Source organism: Mycobacterium sp. Dal123C01, from assembly GCF_052566995.1.
The window spans coordinates 1,416,363-1,432,322 of the sequence record NZ_CP199580.1; the positions used below are offsets into that span (position 1 = coordinate 1,416,363).

At 66.5% G+C, this 15,960-nt stretch carries 10 protein-coding genes; 5 read left to right on the forward strand and 5 right to left on the reverse strand.

Annotation, left to right across the window (positions count from 1 at the left end):
• The first annotated feature begins 87 nt into the window (after nucleotides 1-87).
• The 4 genes from culp6 (at nucleotide 88) to ACTXG5_RS06745 (ending at nucleotide 10,310) form a co-directional block, all read left to right on the forward strand.
• Nucleotides 88-1,101 (forward strand): carboxylesterase Culp6, encoded by a 1,014-nt coding sequence (gene culp6 / locus ACTXG5_RS06730; protein ID WP_445162944.1) that lies wholly within the window; start codon nucleotides 88-90, stop codon nucleotides 1,099-1,101.
• Between the two features lie 323 nt (nucleotides 1,102-1,424).
• Nucleotides 1,425-3,320 (forward strand): long-chain-fatty-acid--AMP ligase FadD32, encoded by a 1,896-nt coding sequence (gene fadD32 / locus ACTXG5_RS06735; RefSeq protein WP_445162945.1) that lies wholly within the window; start codon nucleotides 1,425-1,427, stop codon nucleotides 3,318-3,320.
• Nucleotides 3,321-3,330: 10 nt separating this feature from the next.
• Nucleotides 3,331-8,736: a polyketide synthase Pks13 gene (pks13, locus tag ACTXG5_RS06740; RefSeq protein WP_445162946.1), complete on the forward strand. Its 5,406-nt coding sequence runs from the start codon at nucleotides 3,331-3,333 to the stop codon at nucleotides 8,734-8,736.
• Nucleotides 8,736-10,310 carry an acyl-CoA carboxylase subunit beta gene (locus tag ACTXG5_RS06745; protein WP_445162947.1) on the forward strand — a complete coding sequence of 525 codons (1,575 nt, stop codon included), beginning with the start codon at nucleotides 8,736-8,738 and terminating at the stop codon, nucleotides 10,308-10,310. Before pks13 ends, ACTXG5_RS06745 begins: the two co-directional genes overlap by 1 nt.
• Here the strand turns inward: ACTXG5_RS06745 and ACTXG5_RS06750 are convergent.
• From ACTXG5_RS06750 to ACTXG5_RS06765, 4 genes are all read right to left on the reverse strand, one after another.
• Nucleotides 10,307-10,804, reverse strand: coding sequence for an FAD-binding oxidoreductase (locus ACTXG5_RS06750; protein WP_445162948.1), 498 nt, complete (start codon nucleotides 10,802-10,804; stop codon nucleotides 10,307-10,309). The genes ACTXG5_RS06745 and ACTXG5_RS06750 overlap by 4 nt on opposite strands.
• Before the next feature lie 51 nt (nucleotides 10,805-10,855).
• Entirely contained in the window at nucleotides 10,856-12,163 is a 1,308-nt protein-coding gene (locus ACTXG5_RS06755) for an FAD-binding oxidoreductase (protein WP_445162949.1), read from the reverse strand.
• A 151-nt stretch (nucleotides 12,164-12,314) separates the two neighbouring features.
• Nucleotides 12,315-12,617 (reverse strand): hypothetical protein, encoded by a 303-nt coding sequence (locus ACTXG5_RS06760; RefSeq protein ID WP_445162950.1) that lies wholly within the window; start codon nucleotides 12,615-12,617, stop codon nucleotides 12,315-12,317.
• Nucleotides 12,614-14,386 (reverse strand): acyl-CoA dehydrogenase family protein, encoded by a 1,773-nt coding sequence (locus tag ACTXG5_RS06765; protein ID WP_445162951.1) that lies wholly within the window; start codon nucleotides 14,384-14,386, stop codon nucleotides 12,614-12,616. Before ACTXG5_RS06765 ends, ACTXG5_RS06760 begins: the two co-directional genes overlap by 4 nt.
• 150 nt (nucleotides 14,387-14,536) lie before the next feature.
• On the opposite strand from ACTXG5_RS06765, the gene ACTXG5_RS06770 reads away from it, so the two are divergent.
• Nucleotides 14,537-15,403 carry a cyclopropane mycolic acid synthase family methyltransferase gene (locus ACTXG5_RS06770; RefSeq protein WP_445162952.1) on the forward strand — a complete coding sequence of 289 codons (867 nt, stop codon included), beginning with the start codon at nucleotides 14,537-14,539 and terminating at the stop codon, nucleotides 15,401-15,403.
• Nucleotides 15,404-15,427: 24 nt separating this feature from the next.
• On the opposite strand, the gene ACTXG5_RS06775 is transcribed toward ACTXG5_RS06770, so the two are convergent.
• Nucleotides 15,428-15,922, reverse strand: a complete 495-nt coding sequence (locus ACTXG5_RS06775; RefSeq protein ID WP_445162953.1) for a hypothetical protein — start codon at nucleotides 15,920-15,922, stop codon at nucleotides 15,428-15,430.
• Nucleotides 15,923-15,960 lie beyond the last annotated feature (38 nt).

A 15,960-nucleotide genomic window follows, 5' to 3' on the forward strand; every position in this document is an offset into this window, starting at 1 on the left:
CGGTACGGTGTATTGGGAGCAGCAGAGGGCGGACGGCCGCTTGTTTTTATTCAAGCTGCGACCTACCGACTCTGCTAGCAGGAGAACATGACCACGAACGCCGCGCGGCGGAAGCGCCGCCGAATCCTCGCCTGGGTTGCCGCGCTCAGCATGGCCGGGGTCGTTTTGTTGGTCATCGTCGCCGTGGTGACCATGCTGCGCAGCTCGGAAACACCGCCCAGCGCGGTACCTCCCGGTGTCCTGCCGCCGTCCTCGACGACGACCCATCCGCACAAGCCCCGACCCGCGTCGCAGGATGCTTCCTGCCCCGACGTGGAGTTGATGGTGATTCCCGGCACCTGGGAGTCGTCCCCGCAGGACGATCCGCTCAACCCGATGCAGTTTCCAAATGCCCTGCTGCACAAGTTGACTGGGGCGATCAGCCAGGAGTTTCCGCCCTCGCGGGTGCTGACCTACACCGTTCCTTACACGGCGCAGTTCAACAATCCGCTGGGCGGCGTCAAGCAAATGTCGTACGACAACAGCCGGGCGGAAGGCACCCGCGCGGCCGTGCAGGCGCTGACCGACATGACCAACAAGTGCCCGTTGACCAGCTACGTGCTGATCGGTTTCTCGCAGGGCGCGGTGATCGCCGGCGACATCGCCAGCGACATCGGCAATGGCCGCGGACCCGTCGATGACGACCTGGTCCTCGGGGTGACGGTGATCGCCGACGGCCGCCGCCAGCAGGGCGTCGGCAACGACGTCGGGCCCAACCCGCCGGGGGAGGGCGCCGAGGTCACTCTGCACGAGGTGCCGATGCTGTCCGGGCTCGGTTTGACGATGACCGGTGCGCGGCCCGGCGGTTTCGGCGACCTCAACAGCAAGACCAACGAGATCTGCGCACCCGGGGATCTGATCTGCGCCGCTCCGAACGAGGCGTTCAGCGTCGCGAACCTGCCGAATACCCTCAACACGCTGGCCGGGGGTGCGGGCCAGCCGATCCACGCCATGTACGCCACCCCGCAGTTCTGGAACCTGGATGGCGTCACGGCCACGGACTGGACGCTGAACTGGGCGCGTAACCTCGTCGAGAACGCGCCGCACCCCAAGCACGGGTGACGGCCGGGCAGCTCGGGACGATGCCTGCGGGTGAGCTGGGCCGCTGGGTGAGCTAGGCAAGGGGACACAGCGGCCAGGTGGCCGGTACCGGGGGCAATCGGCGGTACCTTGAGATTTGGTCTGCCGCGCGCCGCCGCCTAACATTAAGAGAAAACTAAGAGCGATAAGAGTTTGGTGGTTCCCGACCGGGTCGAAGCTTGCTCGGACAACGCGAGTTTGCGTGGTGCGCGAGAGGCAGGCCCGCGCGCATAGGAAATCGTCGGCGACGCCGGCACCAGGACCGCCGGAGCAGCAGACCGGCGAGTGTGACAGGAGAAGGCGGCATGAGGGCGTACCACAACCCGTTCATCGTGAACGGAAGAATCAAGTTCCCGGATAAGACCAACCTGGTTCGCCACGTCGAGAAGTGGGCGAAGGTTCGCGGCGACAAGCTGGCTTACCGGTTCCTGGATTACTCCACCGAACGCGACGGTGTCGAGCGCGACATTCTGTGGTCCGAATTCAGCGCCCGCAACCGCGCGGTGGGTGCCCGTTTGCAGCAGGTCACCGAACCGGGTGACCGCATCGCCATCCTGTGCCCGCAGAACCTGGACTACCTCGTTGCCTTCTTCGGCGCGTTGTACTCCGGCCGGATCGCGGTGCCGTTGTTCGACCCGGCCGAGCCGGGTCACGTCGGCCGTCTGCACGCGGTGCTCGACGACTGCTCCCCCTCCACGATCCTGACCACCACCGACTCCGCCGAAGGCGTCCGCAAGTTCATCCGTGCCCGTTCGGCTAAGGAACGGCCCCGCGTCATCGCCGTCGATGCGGTGCCCACCGAGGTCGCCGCCACCTGGGTTGAGCCCGAGGCCGATGAGAGCACCATCGCCTATCTGCAGTACACGTCAGGCTCCACCCGCACCCCGACGGGCGTGCAGATCACCCACCTGAACCTGCCCACCAACGTGTTGCAGACGCTGGTCGCCCTGGAGGGCGCCGAAGGCGACCGCGGCCTGTCCTGGCTGCCGTTGTTCCATGACATGGGCCTTATCACGGCGCTGTGCGCGCCGGTGCTCGGCCAAAGCTTCACCTTTATGACGCCCGCCGCGTTCGTGCGGCGGCCCGGTCGCTGGATCCGCGAACTCGCGCGCAAGCCCGGCGAGACCGGCGGCGTCTTCTCGGCCGCGCCGAACTTCGCTTTCGAGCACGCCGCGGTGCGTGGCTTGCCCCGCGACGATGAGCCGCCACTGGACCTGAGCAACGTCAAGGGAATCCTCAACGGCAGCGAGCCGGTGTCGCCGGCGTCGATGCGCAAGTTCTACGAAGCCTTTGCGCCCTACGGCTTGCCGGCGACGGCAGTCAAGCCCTCGTACGGTCTGGCCGAGGCGACACTGTTCGTCTCGACGACCCCGGGCGACGAGCCGCCGACAGTCATTTACGTGGATCGGGAGGAGCTGAACAACCAGCGCTTCGTCGAGGTCGCTGCCGATGCGCCGAATGCCGTCGCGCAGGTTTCCGCGGGCAAGGTCGGTGTTGACGAGTGGGCGGTCATCGTCGATGCCGACGCGGCTAGCGAGCTGCCGGACGGGCAGATCGGCGAGATCTGGTTGCACGGCCAGAACCTGGGTACCGGCTACTGGGGTAAGGAAGAAGAGACCGCTCACACTTTCCGCAATATCCTCAAGTCGCGGATCAGCGAGTCGCGCGCCGAGGGCGCCGCCGATGACGGGCTGTGGGTACGCACCGGCGACTACGGCACCTACTTCAAGGACCACCTCTATATAGCGGGCCGCATCAAGGACCTGGTCATCGTCGACGGCCGCAACCACTACCCGCAGGATCTCGAGTACTCGGCGCAGGAGGCCAGCAAGGCATTGCGCACCGGATACGTGGCGGCCTTCTCAGTCCCGGCCAATCAGCTGCCGCAAGCGGTGTTCGACAACCCGCACGCGGGACTCACATTCGACGCCGAGGACACCTCCGAGCAGCTGGTGATCGTCGCCGAGCGTGCCGCCGGTACGCACAAGCTCGACTACCAGCCCATCGCCGACGACATTCGCGCGGCCATCGCCGTGCGCCATGGGGTAACCGTCCGTGACTTGCTGCTGGTGTCGTCGGGGTCGATTCCCCGGACCTCCAGCGGCAAGATCGGGCACCGCGCCTGCCGCGCCGCCTACCTCGACGGCAGTCTGCGCAGCGGTATCGGGTCCCCGGCCGCGTTCGCCACCGCAACAGACTGAAACAGGAACCATGGCTGACACCGAATCTGACCTCCCGGACAACTCTGAAGATGCCGCCTCGGCCGCTGGTGGAGAGCTGCCCGCCAAGAGGGCCGACCTGCGCGCTGGCGACGATGCAGAGCGAAGCGATGAGGAGGAGCGGCGCACACTGACGGTCCCCGAGATGCGGCAATGGCTGCGTAACTGGGTGGGCAAGGCCGTCGGGCAGTCGCCCGACGCGATCGACGAGTCGGTTCCCATGGTCGAGCTGGGATTGTCGTCGCGGGATGCCGTGGCGATGGCCGCCGACATCGAAGACATGACCGGGGTCACGCTGTCGGTCGCGGTGGCATTCCAGCATCCGACCATCGAGTCGCTGGCGACCCGGATCATCGAGGGCGAACCCGAAAGGGCCGATGACGACCTCGACGGTATCGACTGGACCCGCACCGGCCCCGCCGAACGCGTCGACATCGCGATCGTGGGCCTGGGCACCCGGCTGCCCGGTGATATGAACACCCCCGACGAAACCTGGCAGGCCCTGATGGAGGGCCGCGACGCCATTACCGACCTGCCCGAGGGCCGCTGGTCAGAGTTCCTCGAAGAGCCCCGGTTGGCCGCGCGGATCGCGCAGGCGCGCACCCGCGGCGGATATCTGTCGGACATCAAGGGCTTCGACTCGGAGTTCTTCGCGGTGGCCAAGACCGAGGCAGACAACATCGACCCGCAGCAGCGGATGGCGCTCGAATTGACCTGGGAGGCACTCGAACACGCCCGCATCCCGGCGTCGAGCCTGCGCGGTGCGGCCGTCGGTGTCTACGTCGGCGTCTCGAACAACGACTACGGCTTCCTGGCGATTTCTGACCCGACCACCGCGCACCCCTACGCCATCACCGGCAACGCCAGCTCGATCATCGCCAACCGGGTGTCCTACTTCTACGACTTCCGCGGCCCGTCGCTCGCGGTCGACACCGCCTGCTCGAGCTCGCTGGTGGCGATGCACCAGGCGGTGCAGGCGCTGCGCAATGGCGAGTGCGACGTGGCGGTCGCTGGTGGTGTCAACGCACTCATCACTCCCGCGGTGACCCTCGGTTTCGACGAGATCGGTGCGGTGCTCGCCCCGGACGGCCGGATCAAGTCGTTCTCGTCGGACGCCGATGGCTATACCCGCTCCGAGGGCGGCGGCATGCTGGTGCTCAAGCGGGTCGCCGATGCCCGCCGCGACGGCGACCAGATCCTGGCCGTCATCGCCGGCAGCTCGGTCAATCACGACGGCCGGTCCAACGGCCTGATCGCACCCAACCAGGACGCGCAGGCCGAAGTCTTGCGCCGGGCTTACAAGGACGCGGGAATCGATCCGGGCACCGTCGACTACATCGAGGCGCATGGCACCGGCACCGTTCTCGGCGACCCGATCGAGGCCGAGGCGCTGGGCCGCGTCGTCGGCCGGGGGCGGCCCGCAGACCGGCCGGTACTGCTGGGCGCGGTGAAAACCAATGTGGGACATATGGAGTCGGCCGCGGGTGCGGCCGCGATGGCCAAGGTGGTGCTGGCGCTGCAGCACGACAAGCTGCCGCCGTCCATCAACTTCGCCGGGCCCAGCCCGTACATCGACTTCGACGCGATGCACCTGAAGGTCATCGACACCGCGACCGACTGGCCGCGATACGGCGGCTACGCGCTGGCCGGCGTTTCCAGCTTCGGCTTCGGTGGCGCCAACGCGCACATGGTGGTGCGCGAGGTCCTGCCGCGCGACGTCATCGAGCGCGAGGTTGAGCCTTCCGATACGACGGAAGCCACGGTCGCCGAGGCGGCTCCCGCCGAGGCCCCCGAGCTGGAAGGCCACTCGCTGCGGTTCGACGACTTCGGCAACATCATCACCGACGAATTCGAGGCCGAGGATTTCGAGCCCGAGCTGCCCGGCGTCACCGAGGAGGCGCTGCAACTCAAGGAAGCCGCGCTGGAAGAGCTTGCTGCGCAAGAGGAGTCCGAACCGACGACGCCGCTGATCCCTCTCGTGGTGTCGGCGTTCCTGACCTCACGGAAGAAGACCGCCGCGGCCGAGCTGGCGGACTGGATGGAGAGCCCCGAGGGCCAGGCTTCGTCGCTGGAATCGATCGGCCGCTCGCTGTCGCGGCGTAACCACGGCCGCTCTCGCGCCGTGGTGTTGGCCCACGACCACGAGGAAGCCATCAAAGGTTTGCGCGCGGTCGCCGACGGAAAGCAGCGGCCGAACGTGTTCAGCGTCGACGGCCCGGTCTCCAGCGGCCCGGTGTGGGTGTTGGCCGGATTCGGTGCGCAGCACCGCAAGATGGGCAAGAGCCTCTACCTGCGCAACCCGGTGTTCGCCGAGTGGATCGAGAAGGTCGACGCGCTGGTCCAGGACGAGCTGGGCTACTCGGTACTAGAGCTGATCCTGGACGACTCGCAGGACTACGGCATCGAAACCACGCAGGTCACCATCTTCGCGATCCAGATCGCGCTGGGTGAGCTGCTCAAGCATCACGGCGCCAAGCCCGCCGCGGTCGTGGGCCAGTCGCTGGGTGAGGCGGCGTCGGCCTACTTCGCCGGTGGCCTGTCGCTCGCCGACGCCACCCGCGCGATCTGCTCGCGCTCGCACCTGATGGGCGAGGGCGAGGCGATGTTGTTCGGCGAATACATCCGGCTGATGGCCCTGGTGGAGTACTCCGCCGACGAGATCAAGACGGTGTTCTCCGACTTCCCCGACCTCGAAGTGTGCGTCTACGCCGCACCCACCCAGACCGTCATCGGCGGCCCGCCCGACCAGGTCGACGCGATCATCGCGCGCGCCGAATCCGAGGGCAAGTTCGCCCGCAAGTTCGAGACCAAGGGCGCCAGCCATACCCAACAGATGGATCCACTGCTCGGCGAGCTCACCGCCGAGCTGCAGGGGATCAAGCCGATGAGCCCGACCGCCGGCATCTTCTCGACGGTGCACGAGGGCAGCTACATCAAGCCGGGCAGCGAGCCGATCCACGAGGTGGAGTACTGGAAGAAGGGGCTGCGCCACAGCGTCTACTTCACCCACGGCATCCGCAACGCCGTCGACAGCGGCCACACCACGTTCCTGGAGCTCGCGCCCAACCCGGTCGCGCTGATGCAGGTGGGTCTGACCACCGCGGATGCCGGGCTGCACGACGCCCAGCTGATCCCGACGCTGGCCCGCAAGCAGGACGAGGTCGAGTCGATCACCTCGACCCTGGCGCAGCTGTATGTGTACGGCCACGACTTGGACGCCCGGACGTTGTTCAGCCGCGCGGCGGGCCCGCAGGACTACTCCAACATCCCGCCCACCCGGTTCAAGCGCAAAGAGCACTGGCTGGATGTGCGCTTCTCCGGCGACGGATCGGTGCTCCCGCCGGGTACCCACGTCGCGCTGCCGGACGGCCGCCACGTGTGGGAGTACGCTCCCCGCGCCACCACGGATCTAGCCGACCTAGTGAAACAGGCTGCGGCGCAGGTCATTCCGGATGCGCAGCTGACGGCCGCCGAGCAGCGGGCGGAGCCCGCCTCCGGTGCCCGGCTGGTGACGACCATGACGCGGCACCCCGGCGGTGCGTCGGTGCAGGTGCACGCCCGCATCGACGAATCCTTCACGTTGGTCTACGACGCGCTCGTCGCCCGGGCGGGTCAAACCCTCGGCGCACTACCCACCGCGGTCGGCGCCGGTGCGGTGATCGCGGCGGGGACTTCCGTGGCCGCAACAGGATTGGCGGAAGTGCCGGTCACGGCGCCCGTCGAAGAGGCGGATGCCGAAACGCTGTCGGACAGCTTGACCAACCGCTACCTGCCGGCCTCCACGGGCAGATGGTCACCGGAGTCCGGCGAGGCCATCGCCGATCGACTGGGACTGATCGTCTCGGCGGCCATGGGTTATGAACCCGAGGACCTGCCGTGGGAGGTGCCGCTGATCGAGCTGGGCCTGGACTCGCTGATGGCGGTGCGGATCAAGAACCGGGTCGAGTACGACTTCGACCTACCGCCCATCCAGTTGACGGCTGTGCGTGACGCCAATCTCTACGCCGTCGAGAAGCTGATCGAGTATGCGATCGAGCACCGCGACGAGGTCGAGCAGCTGGCCGAGCACCAGAAGACGCATACGGCCGACGAGATCGCCAGGGAGCAGGCCGCGCTGTTGCACGGTGGCCCCAAGACCGACGAGGCACCGGCGGCTACCGAGCCCGAGCCTGCGCCGACTCCTCCTGCCGGGGACCTGCCGATTCCACCGCCGCCGACCGACCCGTCCGGCCCTTCGACCAACGGTGCCAAGCCGAATCTGACCGAGGCGCTCAGCCAGGAGGCGGTGGCCAAGGCGCTGAATTCCGATGTGCCGCCGCGGGATGCCGCCGAGCGGGTCGTGTTCGCCACGTGGGCAATCGTCACGGGCAAGTCCCCGGGCGGCATCTTCAACCCGCTGCCCAAGCTGGACGACGAGACTGCCGCCAAGATGGCGCAACGGCTCGCCGAGCGTGCCGAGGGTCCGATCAGCGCCGAGGACGTGCTGACGTCGGAGACCATCGAGGCGCTGGCCGAGAAGGTGCGTGCCTACTTCGAGGCCGGCCAGATCGACGGGTTCGTCCGCACGCTGCGCGCGCGTCCCGACGACGACTCCAAGGTGCCGGTGTACGTGTTTCATCCGGCCGGCGGCTCCACGGTGGTGTACGAGCCGCTGCTCAACCGGTTGCCGGCGGATACTCCGATGTACGGCTTGGAGCGCGTCGAGGGCACCGTTCAGGAGCGGGCTGCCCAGTATGTGCCGAAGCTGTTGGAAATCAACGACGGTAAGCCGTTCATCCTGGCCGGGTGGTCGCTTGGCGGTGCGCTGGCGTATGCCTGCGCGATCGGGTTGAAGCGGGCCGGAGCCGACGTGCGATTTGTCGGAATGATCGACACGGTGCGCGCTGGCGAGGAGATTCCGCAGACCAAGGAGGAAACCCGCAGGCGCTGGGACCGTTACGCGAAGTTCGCCGAGCGCACCTTCAACGTCGAGATTCCCGGGATTCCCTACGAGCAGCTCGAAGAGCTCGACGACGAGGGGCAGGTCAGGTTCGTGTTGGACCTCGTCCAGCAAAGCGGCGTGCAGGTTCCGGGTGGCATCGTCGAGCACCAGCGGACGTCCTATCTGGACAACCGGGCGCTCGAGACCGTCGTGATCGAGCCGTACGACGGCCACGTGACCCTCTACATGGCCGATCGCTACCACGATGACGTCATCGAGTTCGAGCCGCGCTACGCCGTCCGCAAGCCCGACGGCGGCTGGGGCGAGTTCGTGGCGGACCTGGAGGTGGTTCCGATCGGTGGCGAGCACATCCAGGCCATCGACGAACCGATCATTGCCAAGGTCGGTGCCCACCTGGCCGAGGTGCTGAATAAGGTGGAGGCGCAAACCAGTCAGACAAGTGAGGTAGTCAAGTAGTGACGGGTACCGTGCCAGCTCCCTCCCCCCACAGCACAGCCGAGAAGCTGGCCGACCTTCGTTCCCGTTTGGAGCTCGCCAAAGAGCCCGGCGGCGAGAAGGCCGCCGCCAAGCGCGACAAGAAGGGCATCCCGAGCGCGCGTTCCCGGGTGTACTCGCTGGTCGACCCGGGCACCTTCCTGGAGATCGGCGCGCTGGCCAAGACGCCCAATGACCCCAACGCGCTCTACGGTGACGGCTGCGTCACCGGCCACGGCATGATCGACGGACGGCCGGTCGGGGTGTTCTCGCATGACCAGACCGTGTTCCAGGGCACGGTCGGGGAGATGTTCGGCCGCAAGGTGGCCCGGCTGATGGAGTGGTGCGCGATGGTCGGGTGCCCGATCATCGGCATCCAGGACTCCGGGGGCGCCCGGATCCAGGACGCGGTCACCTCGCTGGCGTGGTACGCCGAGCTGGGTCGTCGGCACGAGGCGCTGTCCGGGCTGGTGCCGCAGATTTCCCTCATCTTCGGCAAATGCGCTGGGGGAGCGGTGTATTCGCCGATCCAGGACGATCTGCTGGTCTCGGTGCGCGACCAGGGCTACTTCTTCGTGACGGGACCGGATGTGATCCGGGAAGTCACCGGCGAGGAGGTCAGTCTCGACGAGCTCGGCGGGTCCGACGCGCAGGCCCGCTACGGCAACATCCACCAGGTGGTGGATTCCGAGGCCGAAGCGTTCCAGTACGTGCGTGACTTCCTGTCGTTCCTGCCCTCCAACAGCTTCGACAAGCCACCGGTCATCAACCCGGGACTGGAACCGGAGATCACGCCGACCGACCTCGAGCTCGACTCGATCGTGCCGGACTCCGACAATGCGGCCTACGACATGCACGAGATCCTGCTGCGGATCTTCGACGACGGCGACTTCCTCGACGTCGCTGCGCAGCACGGGCCGGCCATCATCACCGGGTATGCCCGGGTCGACGGGCGTCCGGTCGGCGTGATCGCCAACCAGCCCATGTACTTGGCCGGGTCGATCGACAACGAAGCCTCCGACAAGGCCGCGCGGTTCATCCGTTTCTGCGACGCGTTCGAGATCCCGCTGGTCTTCGTGGTGGATACACCCGGATTCCTGCCCGGGGCCGAGCAGGAGAAGAACGGCATCATCAAGCGCGGCGGCCGCTTCCTGTACTCCGTCGTGGAAGCCGACGTGCCCAAGGTGACGATCACCATCCGCAAGTCCTACGGCGGTGCCTACGCGGTGATGGGGTCACGGCAGCTGACCGCCGACTTCAACTACGCCTGGCCTACCGCGCGCATCGCGGTGATCGGGGCGGAGGGAGCCGCGCAGCTGCTGATGAAGCGCTTCCCGGATCCCACTACGCCCGAGGCGCAGCAGATCAAGAAGGACTTCATCGAGGGCTACAACCTGAACTTGGCGATCCCGTGGACGGCCGCCGAGCGCGGGTTCATCGACTCGGTCGTCGACCCGCACGACACCCGGCTGCTGATCCGCAAGTCGCTAAAGCTGTTGCGGGACAAGCAACTATGGTTCCGCGTTGCGCGCAAGCACGGACTGATCCCGGTCTAGCCGCCGGCGACGGCGATCTTGAAGATGGCCTTCGTGATGATCCCAAAGGTGTTGTGACCGCCGATGAAAAGTCGCTTGGTGTCGTAGCCGGCAACGTCTTTCATGTTCTGCCCGCCGAATCGTGCGCTGGCGTGGCCGTCGGGAAGGACGACGTCGACCCCGAGCAGTCCGTGGCGCACCGCGAGTCGCTCGTCACCGGTGGCGGTGGCGATGAGTTCGCCGACCGTGCGCTCGAGGCCTCCAGCCGCGATGGCAGGGCATGTCACAGATTGCTCGCGCAGCTGGTGGGTCAACTCGGCAAGGGTGATGTCGGCGCCGACTGTCAGATTCAGGTTGGCCGTGTTGATCTCGACTGCAGTCTCACCGGCACTGCCGTATCCGCCGGTGGTTTCGGTGACCGCCGGTGCCGCGCCTTTGTGGGCCTCGAGCGCCGCGCGGACCGCAGCCTCGAACACGTCGACCGCGGGCTCCTCGGCCGCGAGGTCGGGCAGCATAATGCCGGGATTGAACAGCTGCGTGGGATCGAAGACGCGTTTGATGGCGCGCTAGGCAGCGATCTCCACTGGGGTGAATCGTTTGGTCATGAACTGGCGCTTTTCGGTGCCCACGCCGTGCTCACCGGTGATGGTCCCGCCCAATTGCAATGCAGCGTCGATGATTTCGCCGTTGGCCGCCTCCAATGCGGCTGGCGCATCGGGGTTGTCGCGATCGTAGAAAGTGGTGGGATGCAGATCACCGTCGCCGGCGTGCCCGCCGACCATGATGAACAGCAGCGCATCGGAATGCCGGGCGGCGGCATCCTGGATCGCCTGCTGCATCTCGGGGATATGCTGGCGAGGAACGGTGACGTCGCCGATGAAAAAGCCTTTCCCGCTATGTAATACGGCGTCCGGCGCGTGCAGACGGCCATACCACAGCTTGGCCCGTGCGTCGTCGTCGTCGGCACGACGTACTTCGATCGCGTGCTGCCGCAACACCTTCTCCACGATCGCCGCATCGCGGTCCACCTCTTCGGTGGTGCCGTCGACGTCGATCAGCACGATCGCGTCGACGTCGAGCGGATATCCGGTATGGGTGAACTCTTGCAGGCCCGCGATGCCGGCGCGGTCAAGCCACTCCACCGCGGCGGGCACGGTCCCGGTCTGGATGATCGCGGAGATGGTGTGGGCGGCTTCTTGGGCGGTGGCGAAGCTGCCCATCAGGCTACGGGTCACCGGCGCGACTGGCCGCAGCGCCACGGTCGCTTCGGTCAGGATCGCCAGCGTGCCTTCGGATCCGATCAGCACGCCCAGCAAGTCAGGGCCGTCGTCGGCGGCGCTGAGCTGCACGACGGTGCCGTCGGTCAGCACCGCTTCGGCGCTGACAACGTGGTTGTAGGTAACGCCGTATTTGAGTGCGTGTGGGCCGCCTGCGTTTTCGATGATGTTGCCGCCGACGGTGGCCAGGTGGGCCGAGACGGGATCGGGTGAGAAGACCAGCCCATGGGGAGCGAGCTTTTGTTGCAGATCGAAATTGATGACCCCCGGCTGTACGCGAGCGGTGCGCGCGTGCGGATCGACGCTCAGGATCTGATTCATTCCGCTGAGGTCGAGCATCACCAGATCGGGCCCGGCCATTACCCCCGCGCTGCAGTTGGATGCTCCGCCCCGGGTGACGAGCGACACCTTGTGTGCGGCGGCCACCCGTACGACGGTGACCACCTCGTCACGGCTGCGGGGGCGCAGCAGCAGGCCCGGATTCTCACCGAACCCCCAATAGTCTTTGCCGAGGGCTGCCAGGGTCGCGGCGTCGGTGACGACCGCGCCCGGGCGGTTCAGGACAGCGAGGAACGCATCGACCAAAGTGGTGTCCATGGAGTCGCTCTCCTTGGTTGATGAGCAAGTTGACTCCATCTTGGTCCGCCAACTCGGCGTGGCCAATGGAATGGGAACCAACGATCAGATGACCGGATTGTTTTGCCGAACAATGAAATGGCTGGCACCCGAGCCGCGCCCGGCTCGGCTATCAGACTGGCTCGACCAGCGTCAGCCGTGGTCCGACGACATCGTAGGAGAATCGAACGAGAGTCCCGTTCTGCATGCTGTTCTGCAAGATGGCAAGCCAGCCAGTGAAATTGGGATCATCGCGGGCCAATTGGTAGATAGCGGCGTGCCGGCCGAACGTCACCCCCACCGGGGCGGCGGGGTCGGCGGTGTTGAGGCCGGCGACAACGTCTTGTTCAACGACGGGCGCAGCCGCCGCATCTCTGCCCGGCGTAAACGCCAAGAGCGCCAACACAATCACGACGAGAATGCCGCACTGTCTCATAGCCGCAGCGCCCCCTCGACCAACTCGTCGAAGCGCTCCAATGCCTCGTCGGAGTCGGCGTCGATACCACGTAGCGGCCCGCGATCGGCAAGGTACCGCTGCGCGTACAGCGCGGCCACCAGTGCCTTGCGGCCACCGCTGCGGGTTTCCCGCTCCCAGGCGGCCTGTTCGATCAACAGCGCGCCGCCGTAGACGTCGCCCATGAATTGGGCGAGCGGGAACAGCCGTGCCTCGGCGACGGTGTTGTCGAGTTTGGTCCAGGCCGTGATCGCGGCGTCGAGATCCTCGATGCGGCGGGCCACCAGGGCGGTAGTCTCGTCGTCATCGGAGACCGACACGGCATCGTGCAGCCGCGCCAACAACGTCTCGTGTGCCCGGGTCTGCTCGATACCGCGCCGCACATCCAGACACAGGATGTTGTCCGGGCCTTCCCAAATCGTGTTCACTTGTGCGTCGCGCAAAAGCCGTGCCACCGGCCAGGTCTCGATATAGCCGTTGCCGCCATGGATTTCGATCGCATCCGAGGCCGCGGTGATACCCAGCCGGCACACCTTGAGTTTGGTGACCGGCACCGCGATGCGCTGGCGCATACTGCGGGGCTGGCGATGGTTGGCCGCGCCGGTGCCGTCGAAAACCATTGCCTGCGCGGCTTCGACGTCGACGATCAGCTCGGCCAGCTTGCGCCGCATCAATGGTTTGTCGATGAGCGCCCCGCCGAACGCCCGGCGCTGCCGCGCGTAGCACAGCGACTCGACCAGGGCGCGGCGCGCATTGCCCAGACCGAACAACGCGATGCCGAGGCGCGCGGCGTTGGTCAGCTCCATCATCCGGCCCAGCCCCTTGCCGTCGGACGGACCCGCATCGCTGCTGGGTTCGCCGGACAACAGGAAGGCCTCGGCGTCGACGAACTCGACCTCGCCGGAGGCCACCGAGCGGGTGCCGAGTTTGTCCTTCAATCGCCGGACCCGCACTCCGTTGCGCGAACCATCGCGGCGGGTCCGCAGCACCAGGAAGTTCGCGATGCCGCGGGTCGAGTCGGGAGCGCCGTCGGGTTTGGCCATCACCACGAAGGCCTCCCCGGCGCAGTTGGACGCGAACCACTTGAACCCGTTGAGCAGCCACGCGTCCCCACTACGGGTAGCCGTGGTCTCCAGCGCCCCGAGATCGGATCCGCCGGTGCGCTCGGTCAGCAGCTGCGCCGTCTCGCCGGCCCACTCGCCGGAGGCGAACTTGGCCAGCACGTGGTCGCGCACGTCGGCGGGTGCATACGCGGATACCAGCGACTGGACCATGCCGCCGCCGGTGCCCAGCGCGCAACCCATCCCGATATCGGCCTGGTTGAGCAGGTAGTTGGATGCGAATAACGCCAGTCCCGAGCTCACCTTGGCCGCGCGCGCGTCGGTGCGCAGCGCCTGCTGGGCGCCCAGCACGGCACGCTTGGACTGTGTGAACGACTCCGGCATGACGACCTGACTGACGTCGTGTCCCCACCGGTCGTAGCGGTCCAGCCGCGGCGGGTTGCGGTCGGTCTCGTCGGCCCACCGTGCCACCGGACCACCCATCAGCTCACCGATGCGCGTCAGGTGGGGTTCGACGACGGCCAGCTCGTCGGGCTGTAGGTAGTACGCCATGGTGAACTGCAGCGTGGGATCGGTGCGGTACCAGTTGAGGCCCACCGCACCGCGATAGTCGTCCGTTTGGTAGCGCAGCGCCTTCTCCGGAGTGGAAAAGGGCAACCGGTCCACGGCCTCGAGGTCGTACTCGCTCATAACGCGACGGTATTACAACCCAGACCCCGTGAGGCGAACGCGACGAACTGCTCGCTCGTGGAGTTCGTCTTACAGTGGACCACGACCCACCAACCCCAAGCCGCATGGCGACTGGACCGCCGACGGGGTCCAGGGAAAGGCAACACAGTCATGGCTGAGGAGCTGACGCCGCATTTCGCGGATGTACAGGCGCATTACGATCTGTCTGACGACTTCTTCCGCCTGTTCCTCGACCCCACCCAGACCTACACGTGCGCCTACTTTCTGGGTGAGGACCTGACACTGGAACAGGCTCAGATAGCCAAAATCGACCTCTCGCTTGGCAAGCTGGGCTTGCAGCCGGGCATGACATTGCTTGATGTCGGCTGCGGCTGGGGCGCGGCCATGCTGCGAGCCCTCGAGAAATGGGACGTCAACGTCATCGGCTTGACGCTGTCCAAGAACCAGGTTGCCCACGTCGAGCAGGTGTTCGCGGCATCGGATAGCCCGCGTTCCAAGCGGGTGCTCCTCGAGGGCTGGGAGCGGTTTCACGAGCCGGTGGACCGCATCGTGGCGATCGGCCCGTTGGAGCATGTCGGCTACGACCGCTACGACGCCTTCTTCGCGAGGACGTACGAGCTATTGCCGGCCGGCGGCACGTTCCTGCTGCATACGATCACGAAACTCTCGGAGAAGGAGATCATCGAGTCCGGCCTGCCGCTAACGATGAAGATCGTCGAGTTCGGCGACTTCATGCAGACCGAAATCTTCCCCGGCGGCGCCCTGCCGACCATCCAGATGGTGAAGCACCACTCGGCGAAGGCCGGCTTCAAGCTGAAGCGTCGCCAGTCGCTGCAGCGGCATTACGCGAAGACCCTGGACATGTGGGCCGCGGGCCTCGAGGCACACAAAAGCGAGGCCATCGAGATTCAGTCCGAAGAGGTCTACGAGCGGTACATGAAGTACCTCACCGGCTGCGCGAACCTCTTCCGCAAGGGCTACATCGACCTCAACCAATTCACCCTGCAGAAGCGGTGATGGTGCCCTGCCGACCGGCGGGTCCTATACCGGCGCGACAAACTCGGAAGTGTAGTACTCGGCCGGGTTTTGCGAGTTTGGGTTCGGGCGCTCGATAATTACCCAGACGCCCGTCGTGCCCGGGCGAATAGTGTCCGAAACGGTCACCGTTCCGCCGCCGGCCCCGTCGGTGTCAAAGCCGCTAAATGCGGTGCCCGGAGTCCCGGGGCCACAGTTAGCCGACGCCGGCCGAGGTTCCTGAATCAGGCCGACGTCGAAGTGGGTTCCCGGCTCGGGGGCATCGGACAGATGCACCTCCGCGACCGCTTTCCCCCCGGCACTGTGGATCACGACCGAGCCGGTGCCCAGCGCCGACTGCGGCACCATGGGCACGGTGCTCACCAGGCTGAAATCGCAACGTCGCAGCTTGCTATCCAAAACGACGATTGTCCCGGATTCGGCCCCGGCAGTGGCGATCCCCACGGTCGCCACGGTGCCACATGCCGCCCCGCATGCGGCTAGGCGCCTCCACGTGTGCATCGAGTCACTCTTCCTCCCCTGGATTAGCTGCATCACAG

Coding starts and splice junctions, on each gene's coding strand:
- fadD32 (WP_445162945.1), top strand. CDS start 1,425: ATGAGGGCGTACCACAACCCGTTCATCGTGAACGGAAGAATCAAGTTC.
- ACTXG5_RS06750 (WP_445162948.1), bottom strand. CDS start 10,804: ATGCTGCCCGACCTCGCGGCCGAGGAGCCCGCGGTCGACGTGTTCGAG.
- ACTXG5_RS06775 (WP_445162953.1), bottom strand. CDS start 15,922: ATGCACACGTGGAGGCGCCTAGCCGCATGCGGGGCGGCATGTGGCACC.
- ACTXG5_RS06765 (WP_445162951.1), bottom strand. CDS start 14,386: ATGAGCGAGTACGACCTCGAGGCCGTGGACCGGTTGCCCTTTTCCACT.
- ACTXG5_RS06760 (WP_445162950.1), bottom strand. CDS start 12,617: ATGAGACAGTGCGGCATTCTCGTCGTGATTGTGTTGGCGCTCTTGGCG.
- pks13 (WP_445162946.1), top strand. CDS start 3,331: ATGGCTGACACCGAATCTGACCTCCCGGACAACTCTGAAGATGCCGCC.
- ACTXG5_RS06770 (WP_445162952.1), top strand. CDS start 14,537: ATGGCTGAGGAGCTGACGCCGCATTTCGCGGATGTACAGGCGCATTAC.
- ACTXG5_RS06755 (WP_445162949.1), bottom strand. CDS start 12,163: ATGGACACCACTTTGGTCGATGCGTTCCTCGCTGTCCTGAACCGCCCG.
- culp6 (WP_445162944.1), top strand. CDS start 88: ATGACCACGAACGCCGCGCGGCGGAAGCGCCGCCGAATCCTCGCCTGG.